The 16,442-nt window shown below is 60.4% G+C and carries 15 protein-coding genes; 6 read left to right on the top strand and 9 right to left on the bottom strand.

Annotated elements, in window-relative coordinates; translation table 11 throughout:
• Together ACO2Q9_RS04920 and ACO2Q9_RS04915 are read right to left on the bottom strand one after the other, a co-directional pair.
• Positions 1–1,338, bottom strand: coding sequence for a site-specific DNA-methyltransferase (locus tag ACO2Q9_RS04920; protein WP_423308885.1), 1,338 nt, complete (start codon positions 1,336–1,338; stop codon positions 1–3).
• 278 nt (positions 1,339–1,616) lie between these two features.
• Positions 1,617–1,958, bottom strand: a complete 342-nt coding sequence (locus ACO2Q9_RS04915; protein ID WP_423308883.1) for an NINE protein — start codon at positions 1,956–1,958, stop codon at positions 1,617–1,619.
• Between the two features lie 90 nt (positions 1,959–2,048).
• On the opposite strand from ACO2Q9_RS04915, the gene ACO2Q9_RS04910 reads away from it, so the two are divergent.
• On the top strand, positions 2,049–2,333 hold the full coding sequence (locus tag ACO2Q9_RS04910) for a helix-turn-helix domain-containing protein (protein ID WP_423308881.1): 285 nt from the start codon (positions 2,049–2,051) through the stop codon (positions 2,331–2,333).
• A 122-nt stretch (positions 2,334–2,455) separates the two neighbouring features.
• On the opposite strand, the gene ACO2Q9_RS04905 is transcribed toward ACO2Q9_RS04910, so the two are convergent.
• From ACO2Q9_RS04905 to ACO2Q9_RS04875, 7 genes are read right to left on the bottom strand one after another with little or no spacing between them, the layout of a single operon-like run.
• A complete protein-coding gene (locus ACO2Q9_RS04905) occupies positions 2,456–4,147 on the bottom strand; it encodes a class I adenylate-forming enzyme family protein (protein WP_423308879.1) in 1,692 nt (563 codons plus the stop codon).
• Complete coding sequence (locus ACO2Q9_RS04900) at positions 4,140–4,937, bottom strand: ABC transporter ATP-binding protein (RefSeq protein WP_423308877.1); 798 nt, start codon at positions 4,935–4,937, stop codon at positions 4,140–4,142. Before ACO2Q9_RS04900 ends, ACO2Q9_RS04905 begins: the two co-directional genes overlap by 8 nt.
• Entirely contained in the window at positions 4,930–5,703 is a 774-nt protein-coding gene (locus tag ACO2Q9_RS04895) for an ABC transporter ATP-binding protein (RefSeq protein WP_423308875.1), read from the bottom strand. Before ACO2Q9_RS04895 ends, ACO2Q9_RS04900 begins: the two co-directional genes overlap by 8 nt.
• Positions 5,696–6,610, bottom strand: a complete 915-nt coding sequence (locus ACO2Q9_RS04890) for a branched-chain amino acid ABC transporter permease (protein WP_423308873.1) — start codon at positions 6,608–6,610, stop codon at positions 5,696–5,698. Before ACO2Q9_RS04890 ends, ACO2Q9_RS04895 begins: the two co-directional genes overlap by 8 nt.
• Before the next feature lies 1 nt (position 6,611).
• The gene (locus ACO2Q9_RS04885; RefSeq protein WP_423308871.1) at positions 6,612–7,484 is read right to left on the bottom strand and encodes a branched-chain amino acid ABC transporter permease; all 873 of its coding nucleotides are present in this window, start codon (positions 7,482–7,484) and stop codon (positions 6,612–6,614) included.
• A gap of 11 nt (positions 7,485–7,495) precedes the next feature.
• Positions 7,496–8,665: an ABC transporter substrate-binding protein gene (locus ACO2Q9_RS04880; protein ID WP_423308869.1), complete on the bottom strand. Its 1,170-nt coding sequence runs from the start codon at positions 8,663–8,665 to the stop codon at positions 7,496–7,498.
• Between the two features lie 40 nt (positions 8,666–8,705).
• Entirely contained in the window at positions 8,706–10,643 is a 1,938-nt protein-coding gene (locus tag ACO2Q9_RS04875) for an NAD(P)-binding domain-containing protein (RefSeq protein ID WP_423308867.1), read from the bottom strand.
• A gap of 197 nt (positions 10,644–10,840) precedes the next feature.
• Between ACO2Q9_RS04875 and ACO2Q9_RS04870 the strand changes: the two genes are divergently transcribed.
• The 5 genes from ACO2Q9_RS04870 (at position 10,841) to ACO2Q9_RS04850 (ending at position 16,427) form a co-directional block, all read left to right on the top strand.
• Positions 10,841–11,497 (top strand): TetR/AcrR family transcriptional regulator, encoded by a 657-nt coding sequence (locus ACO2Q9_RS04870; RefSeq protein WP_423308865.1) that lies wholly within the window; start codon positions 10,841–10,843, stop codon positions 11,495–11,497.
• Positions 11,494–12,252, top strand: a complete 759-nt coding sequence (locus tag ACO2Q9_RS04865; RefSeq protein WP_423308863.1) for an enoyl-CoA hydratase/isomerase family protein — start codon at positions 11,494–11,496, stop codon at positions 12,250–12,252. The genes ACO2Q9_RS04870 and ACO2Q9_RS04865 overlap by 4 nt, the downstream gene beginning before the upstream one ends.
• Before the next feature lie 25 nt (positions 12,253–12,277).
• The gene (locus tag ACO2Q9_RS04860) at positions 12,278–13,693 is read left to right on the top strand and encodes a sigma-54 interaction domain-containing protein (protein WP_423308861.1); all 1,416 of its coding nucleotides are present in this window, start codon (positions 12,278–12,280) and stop codon (positions 13,691–13,693) included.
• A gap of 206 nt (positions 13,694–13,899) precedes the next feature.
• A complete protein-coding gene (locus ACO2Q9_RS04855; RefSeq protein ID WP_423308859.1) occupies positions 13,900–15,570 on the top strand; it encodes an acyl-CoA synthetase in 1,671 nt (556 codons plus the stop codon).
• The gene (locus ACO2Q9_RS04850) at positions 15,567–16,427 is read left to right on the top strand and encodes an alpha/beta fold hydrolase (protein ID WP_423308857.1); all 861 of its coding nucleotides are present in this window, start codon (positions 15,567–15,569) and stop codon (positions 16,425–16,427) included. The genes ACO2Q9_RS04855 and ACO2Q9_RS04850 overlap by 4 nt, the downstream gene beginning before the upstream one ends.
• Positions 16,428–16,442 lie beyond the last annotated feature (15 nt).

The following is a 16,442-nucleotide window of genomic DNA, read 5'->3' as shown; positions in this document are numbered from 1 at the left end:
TCACATCTCCTTCTGGGAAGTGAGGAGACGCTCCGCACGGACCTGCTCCCAGGTCTGGCCGGTCGCCTCCAGGATGGCGCTCTTGCTTGTCACGCGCTGCCAGCGACGCACCGAGGTGTCGCAGTAGCGCGGCTCCAGCTCGATCGCGCGCGCGTAGCGACCTGTGCGTTCGGCAGCGATGAAAATAGTGCCGCTGCCGGCGAAGGCGTCGAAGACGATGCCCTTGCGGTGGCTCGAATCACGGATGGCGTCCGCGATGAGGGGCACCGGTTTCGGGGTGGGGTGCTCCGCCAGGATCGCCTTGTCCGTGTACTGTTGGGAGCCGGCATAGGCCCACACGTTCGTGCGGTAGCGGCCATGCTGGCCCAGCTCGAACGTGTTGATGTGCGGTGCCGTACCCTTCTTGTGCAGGAAGATGAGCTCGTGTTGGGAGCGGTAGTGGCTGCCTAAACCTCCAACCCCCTTGTCCCAGACGATCAGCTGCTTGTGGTTGCCGAAGTAGGGCAATGCGGCATCGAGCACCGGGCGGATGCCCTTGTGGTCGATGAAGGTGTAGACGAGCGCACCGTCTTGGGCGAACGCGTGGACAAGTTCCAGATGGTCCTGCAGGAACTTGGTGAACTCCTGTGGGCTCATCTCGCCAGAGGCCATTTGGAACTCGGCGTGCTTGACCGTACCCTTGCCGACGACATCCTTGATGGCCACATTGAACGGAACGTCGGAAATGGCCATCTGGATGCATTCGTCAGCGAGCAGAGCCTCGAACGACTCGCGCTGCAGCGAGTTACCGCACAGGAGCTTGTGGTTGCCCAGCACCCAGAGGTCGCCCAGGCGGGTCACGAGGTCGGCACTGGCGTCGACCTCCTGCAGTGCGTCCTGATCGGGCTTGCCCTTGGCCGTTACCGGTTCGAACATCAGGTCGATCTCGGCCGTGCTGAAGGCGGTCAGCTCCAGCTCGAAGTCGTCCTTGATGAGCAACTCCATCTCCTCAAGCAACAACTCCTCGTCCCAGGAGGAGAGCATGCCGATCTTGTTGTCCGAGAGAACGAAGGCGCGCTGCTGTGCGAGGGACCAGCCGGAGACGGTGCGGGTGGGCACTTCCTCCAGCTTGAGCTCAAGCGCTGCCTGGAGGCGACCATGGCCGCTCAGCACCACGCCGGCTTCGTTCAGAAGGATCGGAGCCGTGAAGCCAAAGCTCTGGATCGCAGCGCGCAACTGCGCGATCTGGCGCGGCGGGTGCTTGCGCGGGTTGTTCGGCCAGGCCTTCAGCTCCTGCGGCGAGCGCAGGGTGATCGGGCCGATGTGCGTTGTCGGGGGCGGCTGAGTGATAGCTTTCATAGTCAGTTCCAGAAAAATTTTCGATAAGGAAAACTTGCAACCAGGTCGTAGCTGATCCAAAGCTGATGAAGTGCAGCAGTGCACTCCACCAGCGGTGGGTCAACATCTGACAGGTAGTTCCGGAACTGCGGGCGTCATAAATGCACCCGTTGATTGGAATTCTAGAAAAGCAAAATCCACCTAGCAAATAAACGCTAGGTGGATCGTGTCGGCCGCATCCCCGACCGAAAATAGGGCTCGGAATATACAAGACACCAGCGGCGCGCGCTGGCTGCGCCCTAGTCCTGGTAGCGCTTGTCGAAGGTGGCCTGGCTCATCAACAGGTAGTTCAATCCTTCGAGGAAGCCGATCACTGCGGGCACAAACGTCCAGCAGAAGATCAGATAGAAGATCCCCCAGTAGAGTCGGCCAAGATAGAACTTGTGAACGCCAAAGCCACCCAGGAAGATGGCGAGAAGTCCGGCGACAAGCTTGCTACGCTCGGATTTCGGGGCGTCCCGACGACCTGTGTCGGGCACTGCCATTTGCCGGACGCCGCAGTGGGGGCAGATCTCGGCTTTGGCGCGGATGATCGCTCCGCATTCGGCGCAGTACTTCTCGTTCGGGCCCTTTGTTTTCATGACAGTTTCCCTCTCTTCCACGTGAACTCCTCAAGAATGGGTTAAATATAACGTGGTTAGAACTGTCGCTCGACGGAATGCTTTTGTCCAATGCAAAAGCGCGAAGTCAAACCCGGGCGTCCACGTGGCGCAACAAGCTTTGATCAAGGGGTTGCTACTGCCTTCGGCGAGGTCGTGCGGGAAATCCGGAAGACAAAGGGACTCTCTCAGGAGGGCTTGGCAAACGCTGCTGGCATTGAGCGCTCGCATATGGGCAAGATCGAGCGTGGGCTGCACCTCCCCAGCCTGGTCATGGTGATGAATCTGGCGGAGGCACTTGGTATGCGCCCAGGGAAAATCATCGACCAGACGATGGAGAGGCTAGTCAAGGGCTAGTCGTTTGGAGCTGCCCATACGTGCGTCGCTGTTTCCGAGATTTACTGGCCTCCGATTCAAACGGAGGCGCGCTTAGTACTTACTCTACTGAGGTTCGATGCCGAAATCCGCTGATCTGTAGCTCAAGACGCAGTCTGTGCTTTTGACACGAGCTCGCGGGCCATGGTCGCCAAAGCAAAACGTTGGATCTTTCCCGTGGGCGTTCTCGGGAATTCATTCACGACATTGAATGTGCGCGGAACCTTGTAGTCGGCCATCTGGCTGCGGCAGAACCTCTTGAGCTCTGCCGCCAACTCTTCAAGGTTAGGAACGGCATCGCTTTTCGGTTGAACGAAAGCAAAACCAACCTCTCCAAGGCGCGCATCCGGAACACCGACGACGACGACCTGCTTGATGCTGTCGTGGCTCAGGATCATCCGTTCTATCTCGGCGGGATACGCATTGGAACCGCCGACGATGAACATCTCCTTCAGACGCCCGGTGATCATCAGATAGCCTTCATCATCGAAGGTGCCCAGGTCTCCTGTGCGGAACCATCCGTCTGGCGTGATGACTTCCGCAGTTGCCTTGTCATTCTTGTAGTAGCCCATCATCACGAGGTGACCGCGCACCCACACTTCACCCTGGATACCCGGCTCATCGATCGGCCTGTGCGTCTGGGGGTCAACCGTCTTCACTTCGAAATCACCGATGGGTCGCCCCTTGTTGCTGCAGACGACTTCCAGATCTGCGTCGAATTCGCTGAATGTTGTGGAGCCGGTTGTCTCTGTCATTCCATAGACGACCTGCAGCGCCAGCAAGCCAAGTTCCCTCTTGGCGGACAGGGCCACATCTGGCGTGACTGGCGCACCACCAATCCACGCTGACTTCAGGCACGAGGTGTCGCGTGGCCGCTTGCGCACGGCATCAATGCAGTCGATGAAATGCGTTGGGATACCACCAAAGATCGAGACGCGCTCGCGCTCTATGAGGTCCAGCGCATGATCCGGGTCCCATTGGGGCATGGAGACGAGCGTGCAGCCTTTCAGGATGGACAACGCCGCAGCGGTGATGGCGCCAGCGACATGGTAGAAGGGCATGTGCCCCATGACGACATCGCCGGGTTCGATATGCATGACGCGCGCGATGTTGGACGCATTCTGGAGCACGATGTGACTGTGCACGGCACCTTTGGGATGCCCCGTCGTTCCTGACGTATAGACGATGATGACTGCGTCGCCGGGGTGTTGGGGTGACAGTCTCGCGCCGGTCTGATGGAACTCCGCCCCCAACGTGGTGAGTGTCTGCAGATCCCTGGTGCCAGGCACCTGGACATCCTTCCACAGAAGAACCGATTTCAGGGCGGGGAGCTTCTTGCACTGGAGTTTCCCGGGCACCGATGCTGCCAACTCGGGGACGACTTGGTTGACCATGCCAACGAAATCGATCCCCCAGTACCGATCCATCATGATCAGTGCGACGGCATCGGACTGCCGGAGGATGTATTCGACTTCATCCGCCTTGTACCGTGTGTTGATCGGCACCACCACAGCCCCGACATGCGCACACGCCATCCAGGACACCACCCAATCGATGCTGTTGGTCATCCAGATAGCGACCTGCTGGCGACGACCGATGCCCAGGCTTTGCAGGCCGTGGGCCAGATCTCTCGCGGCCTTATCAAGTTCCGCATAGCTCATTCGTCTGTCGCCATCGACGATGGCGATGCGGTCTGGATAGAGCGAGGCTGAACTGTTCAGGGCCGAGCCGAGTGTGACCTGCCTCCAGTCGATGGAGGCATCGTCGGCGGTTTCGATAAGTACGGTGTCATGCATGGGCCACGCTCTGGATACTGCCTGTCTGGGAGGCCGGCACATGATTGCCGCCGAGGTAATGTGTGGTCAGCATCGGGTTGGACGCCAGTTCATCCCGAGATCCACGAAGTACGATTTCGCCGTTGACCAGCACTACGGCACGATCCGCAAACCGGATGGCCATCGTGGCGTTCTGTTCGATCAGCAGCACGGTATATCCGGCTTGTCGCAGGCGATCCAGTGCCGCGTAGATTTCGCGGATGATCAACCGGGCAAGGCCCAGCGATGGTTCGTCGAGGATCAGGAGTTTTGGGCGCCCGAGCATCGCCCGCGCAATGGCGAGCATCTGCTGCTGACCACCGGAGAGGTTACCTGCGACATCGTTGGCCCGTTGCTTGAGGATCGGGAACAGTTCGTACACCTCGGAAAAGGCGGCTTGCTCGTTGGCAGGGCTGTTGAGGTTGTCAAATGCGACGCGAAGGTTTTCCCACACGGTCATCCCCCCGAAGATGTCGCGGGTTTCCGGAACGTGGAGGAGGCCGCGGCGTGCCACGGCATGTGAAGGCAAGCCCGTGATGGGCGTACCGTCGAACACGACTTCGCCGGCTCGGGGCTTGATCACACCGGAGATGCAACGGACCAAGGTGCTCTTGCCTGCGCCATTGGGGCCGACAACGGCGACCACCTCACCGGATGGGACTTCGAGATGGAGGTTGTCGAGTACGAGCGCCTTGCCATAGCCAGCGGACAATCCGCGGACGACAAGGCCGCCGCTTCCTACTTGTTTCTTGCTGAGCGTTGCTTCAGTCATGGTCGGAATCATCCCCCAGATACGACAGGATCACCTCGGGGTCTTTCTGGACAACCTCGGGTGAGCCTTCGGCGATTTTCTTTCCGAAGTTGAGAACGACGACCTTGTCAGAGACGCTCATCACCATCGACATGTCGTGCTCGACCAGGAAGACCGTGACCCCGGAGGCACGGATGGCGCGCACGTCTTCCACCAACTTCGCCGTCTCTGCTTCGTTCATGCCCGCTGCAGGCTCATCGAGCAGGAGCAGTTTGGGTGAGCCCATGAGCGCCCGTGCAATTTCGACGCGGCGCTGGGTACCGTAGGGCAGGTCCGTTGCAATCTCGTTGGCGAGGTGCGTCAGATCAAACATCGCCATCAGTTCCTGCGCGCGTGCACGACCGGTGGCGTCACCCAGGAACATGGGCGAAACGGTATTGGCGATGGCACTCAGGAACGAGCCGCGACGAACAAGGTCCTTGAACTGGCCGATCTCCAGGTTTTCCTGCACGGTCAGCCCGTTGAAGAGCCGCACGGTCTGGAAGGTCCTGCCTACCCCGCTTCTGGCAATGGCGTGTGGACGCTTTCCGTTGAGCGCGGCATCGTTCAGACGCACAGAGCCGTGTGTTGGAGCGAGCACGCCGGTGATGACGTTGATCAGCGTCGTCTTACCGGCCCCATTCGGGCCAATCAATGAAGTGATCGAACCCTTGGGTACATCGAAGCTCACATCGTCAATGGCCTTCAGCCCCCTGAATTCCTTACTGATCGCGTTGACCTCAAGCATGACTGGGCCCCCTTGCGGTCGCGTCGCGCATGGACGGATCCTTTGCGCTGGTCGGGGCCAATGCAGTCCTGGTTTTTCCCGGTGAGCTGCGCTTCCACCACGTCAGGCGGTTCTTGGGAAGAAGACCGGACGGCATGAACACTGCCATGACCAGCACGATGACACCATAGATCGCCGGAGCCCACTTCTCGAGCGAGGTCACAACCTGGGGCACGAGCGTGAGCGCGCCCGCGCCGATTGCGGCACCCAGCGGCGTCAGGCCCCCGATCACGAGGAACATCAGAATGTCGGTGGTTCTGGCGAACCCGAAGTTGGCGGGGCCGATGAAGGAGTAGTAGTGCGCAAAGCATCCTCCTGCAAGACCGGCCAGCGCGCCACCGATGGCGAGAGATGTGAACTGGATCAAAGGCACATTCAGGCCATGACATGAAGCGACTACGGGATCGCTGCCTACCGCGACAAGCACTTTCCCGAAGCGGGAGTTGTACAGCAGCGAAGTTGTCACGACAGCCAGCACGGCGAGTCCCACGATCCAGCCGGTTTCCAGATAGGGCATGCCGGTCAACCCCATCAGCCCGCCAGTCGGTTTGAAGTGTGAGAAGAAGAGCTGGATGAGTTCGGCCGCTGCGAGTGTCGCAATCGCGAGATAGATCTCGCGGATGCGCAGCGTGAGCAGGGCGAAGGGTAGGGTGGCACATGCGCCCGCAACACCCGCGACGGCAAGCGCAGCGCCGACGGACCATCCCTGTTCCATCGTCAGCCAGGCAGAACTGTAGGCGCCGATGGCCATGAAGCCGGGCATGCCGAGGGACCAGACGCCGGTGACAAACGGATAAAGCAGGCTCAATGTGAGGAGGATGTTGATAGCGATGAGGGCCTGTACGGGTTCGGAGAGGAGGACTTGCATCTCAGATCTCCCGTACCTTGACGCCCGTGCCGAAGACGCCATCGGGCTTCAGCAGGAACACGGCAATCAGCAACAGCCACACAAAGGCTTCTGACCAACCCGGCGATGCATAGGCTTGGAACAGCACTTCAGCCATGCCCAGAAGCAACCCGGCGAAGACGGCGCCGCGTACGTCACCCAGTCCGCCGATGACGATGACCGCCAGCGCCTTGATCGCGTAGGTATCACCCATGTACGGACCGAGGGTCCCAAAGCGCAGTGCGACCATGAGGCCGGCGAGGCCCGCCAAACCTGAGGAGAGCATGAACACGAGGATCACGGCTTTGGGCGCGGAGACACCGAGCAGTGAGGCTGCTGTCGGGTTCTGCGCGATGGCGCGGATGTTCCGACCGAAGCGGGTGCGCTGGATCATGTACAGCAATGCGACCATCAGGATGGCAGACACCACGAGGCTTGCCAGTTGCATGCCCGAGAGGATGACGGAGCCGATCGTCAGATCGGGCAGCGGCAGCGAGACAGGGAATGGCTGGTTCAGGCTGCCGAACCTGTTCACCACCACGACCTGGATCACGATGCCGAATGCCAGGCTGGCAACGAAACCACCCAGGGCATGCTCGCGCGGGATGGGCTTGAAAGCGACCAGATACAGGACGAGGCCCAGAAGCGCCGTCCCGATCAGGCCGCCTGCAAGGGCCAGGCCCACGGGCAGGCCCAGTGCCATGAGCGAGAACCCGATGAACGGCCCCGACATGAACACATAGGCATGCGCGAGGTTGAGCATGCGAAGCACGCCGAAGACCAGCGTGTAGCCGATCCCGATCAGGGCGTACACGCTGCCCAGCATGAGTCCATTGACCAGCTGTTGAGTGAGCATGATGCGGCGGCTTACTGGCGAGCCCACTTGCCGGACTGGGTCCGGTAAATGATGGTTGCCTTCACTGCATCGCCTTCGTTGTTGATGGACAGCGTATTGCCCAGCCCCTTGAAGTCCTTCAGCTGCGTGAGATGGTCGCGCAGCGACGTACGGACGGCCTTCACATCGGATTTCGGCGTGGCTTTGGACGCGCGCAATGCGTCGGCGATGACGTGGATGCTTTCATAGCCACTCGCGTCGATGTACGTCGGCGTCGTGTATTGACCCGGCAACTGCTTCTCCACACGTGTCTTGAACTCGGCGGCGAACTTCTGCACCGCTGCATCCTGCGAATCCGAGGCGAAAGGCTGGCCGCCCCAGAGCTGGATGTCGCCTGCTGCCGTGGCGATGGAGGACGTGATGTAGCCCTGGCCGGCAAACATCGGCACATTCAGCTTCTGGCGGTTGGCTTCACGCAGGAAGCCGTGACCGGGTTCGAAGGCGCTTCCCACCAGAACCACGTCCGGGCTCATCGCGCGGATCTTCGTGATATGCACGCTGAAGTCGGTCGTCTCCGGCGGAATCTCGACCAGCGCGTCCTTGTTGAGGATGCGGAAGCCGTGCTTTTCCAGGATCGGCGGCGCCACCGTCTTGGCCAGGAACTGGCTGTAGGCGTCCTTTGCATCGACGGCGATCGCGACAGTCTTTGCATTCGGGTTTGCCTTGCGCAGGTTCTCGACGACTTCGTTGACGATTACGCTGTCGAGCGCGGAGATGCGGAACGTCCACGGACGGTTCTGCGCAGTCAGACCGGGTGCGCTGGAGCCGGGCGAGATGCTGGTGAGGCCGATGCGGTTGGCCGCGGGGAAGGCCGTGCGGCACTGGCTGGTCTGGATGGGACCGAGCATGCCCACGACGCCGGCTGCATCGAGATTGCGCACTGCAATGACGGCTTGCTCAGGGCTGCTGCGGTTGTCTTCGATGACGAGTTCGAGCTTCGAACCGTTCACACCACCGGCGTTGTTGATCTCATCCAGCGCGATCTGGGCACCGATGAGCATGTGCAGGCCGAAGCTGGATGCCAGGCCGGTTCGTTCGACGTTGACGCCGATCTTGAAGGTGTCCTGTGCCCACGCGGAGCCGACCGATGCGGTGGCTGCGATGGCCGTCACGGCGGCGATTATTTGTCTTCTCTTGAACATTTTGTCTCCTTTTCTCTTTGATGAAAGCACTGACTGGAAATCAGCCGCCGGGTGACCGGGACTGGGTTTTGTACTGCGATTCCCTGAATTCGTGGGTCATCTGCCAGTAGTCGACAAGGCGCCAGGGCATCGGTGAGAACACCCGCCCCTTGGCATTGCGATACCAGTTGTTCATGCCCGGATGGACCCACACGAGTTCGGCATGTTCCGCATCGACCCGCTTGCAGTAGTCGTCGTGCACGTCGCGCCGCACTTCGACCGACTTGAGCTGCTGCTCCAGCATCAACCGGATCGCATCGGTGATGTATCGGGCCTGGCACTCGGCCATGAACATGAGGCTGCCGCCGTGGGCCAACCCCGTATTCGGTCCGTACATGCAGAACAGGTTGGGATAGTCGGGCACCGAAATGCCGAGGTAGGCGCGTGGATCGTCATCGCCCCACACCTCCTGCAACGGTGTGCCCGAGCGGCCGATGATCTTCATGGGGCCCATGATCTTCGCGACTTCGAACCCCGTGGCGAACAGGATGACATCAGCTTCGAACCTCTGGCCGTCGGGGGTGACGAGATGACTGCCTTCGATGTGATCGACACGTTCGGTGACCAGCTCGACGTTGGGCTGCTTTAGGGTCTCGAACCAACGGTTGTCGATCAGGATGCGCTTCCCGTACGGCGGGTAGTCGGGCAATGTCTTCCCGACGAGATCGGGGCGACCCTCCAGTTCGCGCATCAGGTAGTCGGTGAGTTCCCGACGATGGCGGTCGTTCCGGGCATTCATCGAACGCTCCGGATGCGGCCATTCCGGATCTTTCCTCAGCGACGGCAACAGGCCGTCGCCGAAGCGCCAGAGCAAGCCGAATCTGTACCAGGCGTAGTAGTACGGCACGTTCTCCATCAGCCACACGCTTTCGGCAGATACCTGCTGCTGATAGTCAGCCTGCGGGCGAATCCACTGCGGTGAACGCTGGAAGATGGTGACCTTCGACGCCTGTTTCGCGACCGATGGCAGGAACTGCATCGCGCTTGCACCGGTGCCAACGATCGCCACCTTCTTCCCCGCCAGCGGAACGTCATGCCGCCATTGAGCGGAATGCCATGCTTCGCCTGGGAAGTTCTCGATACCGGGAAGGTCGAGCTTCTTGGGGCGATTGAGTTGGCCGAGGGCCGTCACCACGACATCGGCCCAGAGGCGGGTTTCGACGCCGTCTTTCCCCTGCAGCGTCACGCACCATGCATTCAGGCCTTCGTCCCACTGCATCTGGGTCACGGTCTGCTCGAAACGGATGGCGTCGCGAAGCTTGAACGTATCGACCACGCCGCGCAGGTAGTTCCAGACTTCTGCACGCTTGGAGTAGTAGCCCGACCAGCGATGGTTCGGGGCGAACGAGAAGGAATAGAAGTGATTGGGAGTGTCGACGCCCGATTCCGGGTAGTCGTTTTCCATCCAGGTGCCGCCAACGTCCGCGTTCTTGTCGACGACGGTGAACTTGACGCCCATGTCTTTCAGGCGCTTGGCCATCGCGATGCCAGAGACACCTGCACCCACGATCAGGACATGGTGCTTCCCCGCATCTTCCGCCCGATCGGGGGCGAGTGTGATGGTGCGGTCGCGCATGCCCATTTCCTCTTGAGCCATGCCCACGTACTCCGGAGGCACTTTTTCGCCAAGGACCACGCGCATCATCGTCAGGAAGGTTGCGTCGTCTGGAGGCGGCGCGAATGATCTGGTGCCAGCCTGCAGATCGTCGAGTACTTGGGCCATGGCGGCACGCACCGTGTGCTGGGCTTCTTCGGAGAGTCCGCCGGACTCCTCTGCGAACAGCGAGATGTCACGCTGCGGCAGATAGGGGGCTTGCAGCCACTGCTCTTCGCCTGTCAGTTGGGCCAGGCTCATCAGCAGAGCCGGGATATGCGCGCTTGCCAGCGCGCGATCCCGCATATCCTGGGTTGTTTCTTCCACGGTGACCGAACCATCCATCAATCGTTGCTCCTTTGATCACGGTCAGGTTGGGTTTAAGTAAATGACTCGTGATTCATAATTCGTAAATATTTGGCCATTGATTTGGAGCGAGGTCAAGGACTTTGGTGGGAAAATGAATGGTGATTCGCAAATTAATTCTCTATGCTTTGTCTGCAGGCCCGACGTGTTCGGGATAACCCGAGTCCGGAAACGCCATGACCTCGCCCAAACCGCAAAAGCCAAAGGCAAAGAGCCAGAAGACAACCGCGCGCAAGCTGAAGCCCACACGGGCCGAGAAAGCAGCGAATACGCGGGCTGCATTGCTGGATGCGGCTGTGGATGTGGTGGGAGAGGTGGGCTATCTCGGCGCGATGGTGTCACTCATCACGACACGCGCGGGCATTGCGCAAGGCACCTTCTACAACTACTTCGAGTCGCTCCAGGATCTGCTCGATCAGTTGTTGCCGACGGTGGGCCGCTTCATGCTCGACTACATCCAGGATCGTTCGGTGACGGCAAAGACCGAGGCCGAGCGGGAGGAAAAGCGCTTCCAGGCGTACTTCAGTTTCCTCGAGGAACATCCGGCCTATTACCGGATCCTCTATGAGGCCGAGGTCTATTCGGCCGAGTCGTCCCGGCAGCACCGCGAGACGGTGGCGCGTGGACTTCGCCGCATCCTCGAGCGGGCTCGTAGCGCGGGTGAGATTGTCGAGTGTGAGCCGCGTGAGCTGGAGGTCTTGACCTACATGATGCTGGGTGCCCGGCATTACCTTTCGATGCGTTACTCGCGCGACGGCGACCAGCCAGCAAAATTCCCGAAGTGGGTCTCCAAGGCATACATGAAGTTCCTGGCCAAAGGGATCTACCAATGACGATCTCGATCTCCCGTCCTGAAGAATTCATCGGGCTCATCGAAATCGACAATCTGGCACGACGCAACGCCCTGGGGCTTGCAGATTTTCTCGGGCTTGCAGATGCATGGCGTGAGTTGGGGGCTGACACCTCCATTCGTTGCATCGTTGTCACGGGCGCGGGCGATCACGCCTTCTGCTCCGGTGCCGATCTGGGTGCCGACTTCTCATCTGTGGAGGACGTCGATGCACTCGTGGATGCTGCGCTTCTGAAGACCCGGCTTTTCCCGAAGCCGGTGATCGCGGCGATCAACGGGCATTGCGTGGCCGGCGGCTTCGAGCTGATGCTTTCAGCCGACCTGCGCGTCGTGAGCGTCAGTGCAAAGCTGGGGTTGCCTGAAGTCCGTTGGGGGATCATCCCATCAGGTGGCGGTGCCATGAAGCTGATCGAGCAGATCGGTCACGCGAGGGCCATGCAACTCATGCTGACCGCAGAGCTCATTTCCGCTGGCGAGGCGTTGGACATGGGACTGGTCAATCGTGTCGAACCAGCGGAGCGCGTACTGGATGCGGCACTCGGGCTGGCCCGGCTCATTGCATCCAACAGCCCACGAGCGGTTCAGTCCACCAAGCTTTCCGCACTTTCCCTGAGGGCGTCTCAGTGGCAAAGTAGGGAGCCTGCGGAGCGGGAAATGGCTCAAACCATGCGCACGACCGAAGATTGCAAAGAAGGGCGTCGGGCATTTTTCGAGAAGCGTGCTCCCGGATATGTGTGAAAACCTGCCGGATGAGGAGACGTGAATGGTCGACGCTGTCGTGATGCCCACTTTCTCGGGCCTGCAATTGAACCTGCCCCATCTCGCAGAGCAGTCGTTCTTCTCGATGATGGAGGCCACGGCCGCCGGTACGCTTGCCACAGATCGCGATGGCGTGATCGTCTGGATCAACGAGAAGTACTGCCAGCTTCTTCACTTGCCCGCCGGGCAGATGCTGGGGCGACAGATTTCCGGTGTTCTTCCGGGAACCCGTCTGCCGGAGGTGCTGACCACCGGCGAGCCCATCCTGCTCGACGTCATGGAGCACGCCGGGCGCCAGTACCTCGTGTCGCGATTCCCGATCAAGGATCAGGACGAAACAATCATCGGTGCGTTCGGCTTCGTGTTGAGCGAAGGCTCCCAGGCCATGTCGTTGGTCAGGCATTGGAGTACCTCGTTCAGGATGCTTCCGACGGCCGGTGATGGCGACGAGATACCACGCCAGCCGGACGCAGAGGCCGTCAGGTTCATTGGTGAAACTGCGAGCGCGGTTCGCGTGAGGGATCTGGCTCAGGCGTGCGCAGCCTCGGACGCTTCGGTGCTCATCACCGGGCCGACCGGCAGTGGCAAGGAGGTGGTTGCGAAGTCGATCCACTCGCAATCCGCAAGAAGTGGGAAGGCGCTGGTTGCGGTCAACGTCGCTGCGATTCCCGAGACCCTGTTCGAATCCGAGTTCTTCGGCAGCGCGCCCGGTGCGTTCACCGGCGCAGATCGTCGCGGTCGCATCGGCAAGTTGCAGGCCGCACACGGTGGCACGTTGTTTCTTGACGAGATCGGCGACTTGCCACAGGGTGCCCAAGTCAAGCTCCTGCGCTTCCTTGAAAGTGGCGAATTCGAACAGCTGGGCGCCAATCGTGTTCAGCGCGCCAACGTCCGGGTGATTGCGGCCACCAGCACCGATCTTCGCAAGGCCGTGTCTGAAGGCCGCTTCAGGGCCGATCTCTACTATCGCCTTGCGGTGTTGCACATTCCCGTGCCGTCGCTTGACGACAGGCGCGAAGACATCGCGTTGCTTTCCGTCGCCTTGCTGGAGCGGATCGCCCGACGCAGTGGCGCGGTCTCGCCCCGGATTTCTCCGGCGGCGTTCTCGGTACTTGAAGGGCGGACCTGGCCTGGAAACGTGCGAGAGCTGCGGAATGTGCTCGAACGTTGCTGTGCTTTCGCGCCAGGCGCTGAAGTCGATGCGGCGCGGATGCGGTCTTTCCTCGAGGATGAGCCTGAATCGGCACAGGCACCGCAAGGCTCACGCCCCTTGCATGAGATCGTGGCCAGCGTCGAGCGCGAGGCGCTGGTCAATGCGCTGGACCGCGCCGACGGTTCGATCGCCGCAGCCGCCGAGTTGCTCGAAATTTCACGTACAACTTTCTACAAGAAGGCTCGTGCGTTCGGAATCGCGATCTGATCTGTTGTCCAGCATCTGGACCTGGGTGTCCTGAATCTGAACACGAGGTCGGCGACGTGCCGATCCTCTCGTCGCGAATTGCTCCGGGTTAACCCCGAATTTTTCTGCATTCAACGGTCAGAAATGCGCCGGCTGCGGCCTTTGTGCCGGTGGCATGGCTGTTGCACTAGGAGGAGCAGAAACAAAAACCTGGATGGAGACAACGCATGAGGAATGCGTATGCAGTATCTGCAGCGGAAAGCGTGGTGGGTGACGGGTTTCAATGGGAAATCCCGGAGAAATTCAACATCGCGCAAGACGTCTGCACGCGATGGGCTGACGGATCGGGGCGATTGGCCCTGATCGATGAGGACGCGGATGGCAAGGTTCGTCGTTTCACCTTCGATGAACTGGACGAGATGAGCAACAGGCTGGCCAATGTGCTGGCAGCTCAAGGGGTGAGTGAGGGTGATCGTGTGGCCATCCTGCTGCCGCAATGCGTCGAGTGCGCATTGGTTCATCTGGCCTCTTACAAGCTGGGCGCGGTTGCACTGCCGCTCTTCACGCTTTTCGGCCCCGAAGCTCTTGAGCACAGGCTGGCTGACAGTGCCGCGAAACTTCTCGTGAGCGACGCAGTGGGCATCCGCAAGATCAATGCGTTGCTTGCCAAACTGCCCGGGTTGAAGACGTTGCTGAGCATTGACGCGACGTCAGGTGGTGAGGCGCAACTCTTCTGGCCGGCGTTGCATGCGGCATCTGCCGGATTCTCCGGCCCCGTCACGGCGGCAGAAGATCCGGCATTGCTGATCTACACCTCCGGCACGACGGGTAAATCAAAAGGCGCTCTGCACGCGCATCGTGTGCTGCTGGGGCATTTGCCGGGTGTCGAGATGTCGCATGACGGATTGCCCGTGGATGGTGATCTGTTCTGGACGCCTGCCGACTGGGCGTGGATTGGGGGCTTGCTCGATGTGTTGCTGCCGGCATGGCATCACGGCCTGCCGGTCCTCAGCCATCGCTTCCGGAAGTTCGATGCAGCGTCGGCCATTGACCTCATGCGCCGACACCGGGTGCGCAATGTCTTCTTGCCCCCGACGGCACTCAAGCAGATCCGCGAACGATTCAGGGACGCACCGCCAGCTGGTCTGGCACTGCGGTCGATCGCCAGCGGCGGCGAGTCTCTGGGCGACGAAATCGTCGGTTGGGTCCGCCACTTCTTCGGGGTGGAGATCAACGAGTTCTATGGGCAGACCGAGTGCAACGTCGTCGTTTCTGGAAGTGGTTCGAAATTCCCCCGTGTATCGGGCGCCATCGGCAAGGCGACGCCGGGGCATGCGGTATTCATCGTTGGTGCGGATGGCACGCCACTACCGGCGGGATCCGTCGGTCAGATTTCGGTGCAGGGACCTGATCCGGTCATGTTCCTTTCTTACTGGAATTTGCCTGAAGCAACACGTTCCAAGTTCATCGGTGACTTCCTGCTGACTGGAGACACCGGCTTCATGGATGGTGAGGGATACGTCCATTTCGTGGGGCGCGATGACGATGTGATCACCAGTGCGGGTTATCGGATCGGTCCCGGTCCCATCGAAGACTGCCTCATCTCGCATCCATTGGTGTCGATGGCGGCGGTGGTCGGCTTGCCGGACCCGGTTCGGACGGAAAGGGTCACAGCGTTTGTCGTGCTCAAGGCGGACGGAGTCGCTTCGCCCGAACTGGCGGTAGAACTGCAGGATCGTGTCCGCAGCCAACTGGCTGCACATGAATACCCGCGTGATGTGCATTTCGTCAATGAACTCCCGCTGACCACCACGGGAAAAATCATCCGGGCCGAGCTGCGTCGATCGGCGATGGCGAGTGCCGTGAAGCAGGAACAAGGCAAGGAGATCGCAGGATGACAGCAACCCATATCAAGCCAACAGCGCACTTCGTGAAATGCAAAGGGCGCGAGATCCACTATCTGGAATGGGGACAGCCAGCGAGCCCGGCAGTTGTCTTGTGGCACGGACTGGCTCGTACCTGCAGGGACTTCGACGACCTTGCTGCGTCCCTGGCAGACAGCTTCCGTGTCATCGTGCCCGACACCATTGGTCGCGGCATGTCGGAATGGAGCACTCGGCCAGACGAAGAATATTGCTTCGAGTTCTATGCGGAGATCGTGGAAGACCTTGTCGAGAAGCTGTCGCTGCCTGAGTTTTCGTGGCTTGGTACGTCCATGGGCGGAGGGCTGGGCATACGGGTGGCGGGCGGCCGACTGGCTCCGAGAATCAGGCATCTGGTGCTCAACGACATGAGCCCGGAGCCGAGCAGGGATTCGCTCATGCGTATCCGCAACTACATCGGGTCACCGCCGGTCTTCGACACTGTCTCCGAATTCGAGACGTATTGCCGCGGCGTCTACACGCCTTTTGGCTGGCACAGCGATGCGCAGTGGCGCCACATGGCGACGACATCGATGCGTCGTCGTGAGGACGGGCGTGTGACGACGCACTACGACCCGCGGATCGTCCAGCAGCTCTTCAATCATCTCGATGACGACTTCTGCCAGTGGGAAGCGTTCTCGCGGATCAAGGCATCGATCCTTCTTCTCAGGGGCGAGAGTTCTGATCTGGTGCTTCCGGACCAGGTGCCCAGGATGCGCGCACTGCAGCCCGCGATGCAGGTCATCGAAGTCCCGGGTTGCGGCCATGCGCCCGCTCTGAATGTCGATGCCCAGATCGGCATGGTCCGGAAGTTCTTTGGCGCGGTCAATTGACACTTTTCATTCAAC

The organism is Variovorax sp. VNK109 (assembly GCF_049445855.1).
Lineage (GTDB): Bacteria > Pseudomonadota > Gammaproteobacteria > Burkholderiales > Burkholderiaceae_C > JAGOCV01.
This window is presented reverse-complemented; position numbering and strand designations above follow the sequence as displayed.

What these genes read in the sequence shown, in the direction of transcription:
- ACO2Q9_RS04900 (WP_423308877.1), bottom strand. Translation starts at nt 4,937, where the DNA reads ATGACTGAAGCAACGCTCAGCAAGAAACAAGTAGGAAGCGGCGGCCTT.
- ACO2Q9_RS04850 (WP_423308857.1), top strand. Translation starts at nt 15,567, where the DNA reads ATGACAGCAACCCATATCAAGCCAACAGCGCACTTCGTGAAATGCAAA.
- ACO2Q9_RS04915 (WP_423308883.1), bottom strand. Translation starts at nt 1,958, where the DNA reads ATGAAAACAAAGGGCCCGAACGAGAAGTACTGCGCCGAATGCGGAGCG.
- ACO2Q9_RS04855 (WP_423308859.1), top strand. Translation starts at nt 13,900, where the DNA reads ATGAGGAATGCGTATGCAGTATCTGCAGCGGAAAGCGTGGTGGGTGAC.
- ACO2Q9_RS04885 (WP_423308871.1), bottom strand. Translation starts at nt 7,484, where the DNA reads ATGCTCACTCAACAGCTGGTCAATGGACTCATGCTGGGCAGCGTGTAC.
- ACO2Q9_RS04860 (WP_423308861.1), top strand. Translation starts at nt 12,278, where the DNA reads ATGGTCGACGCTGTCGTGATGCCCACTTTCTCGGGCCTGCAATTGAAC.
- ACO2Q9_RS04895 (WP_423308875.1), bottom strand. Translation starts at nt 5,703, where the DNA reads ATGCTTGAGGTCAACGCGATCAGTAAGGAATTCAGGGGGCTGAAGGCC.
- ACO2Q9_RS04920 (WP_423308885.1), bottom strand. Translation starts at nt 1,338, where the DNA reads ATGAAAGCTATCACTCAGCCGCCCCCGACAACGCACATCGGCCCGATC.
- ACO2Q9_RS04875 (WP_423308867.1), bottom strand. Translation starts at nt 10,643, where the DNA reads ATGGATGGTTCGGTCACCGTGGAAGAAACAACCCAGGATATGCGGGAT.
- ACO2Q9_RS04870 (WP_423308865.1), top strand. Translation starts at nt 10,841, where the DNA reads ATGACCTCGCCCAAACCGCAAAAGCCAAAGGCAAAGAGCCAGAAGACA.
- ACO2Q9_RS04880 (WP_423308869.1), bottom strand. Translation starts at nt 8,665, where the DNA reads ATGTTCAAGAGAAGACAAATAATCGCCGCCGTGACGGCCATCGCAGCC.
- ACO2Q9_RS04905 (WP_423308879.1), bottom strand. Translation starts at nt 4,147, where the DNA reads ATGCATGACACCGTACTTATCGAAACCGCCGACGATGCCTCCATCGAC.
- ACO2Q9_RS04865 (WP_423308863.1), top strand. Translation starts at nt 11,494, where the DNA reads ATGACGATCTCGATCTCCCGTCCTGAAGAATTCATCGGGCTCATCGAA.
- ACO2Q9_RS04890 (WP_423308873.1), bottom strand. Translation starts at nt 6,610, where the DNA reads ATGCAAGTCCTCCTCTCCGAACCCGTACAGGCCCTCATCGCTATCAAC.
- ACO2Q9_RS04910 (WP_423308881.1), top strand. Translation starts at nt 2,049, where the DNA reads ATGCAAAAGCGCGAAGTCAAACCCGGGCGTCCACGTGGCGCAACAAGC.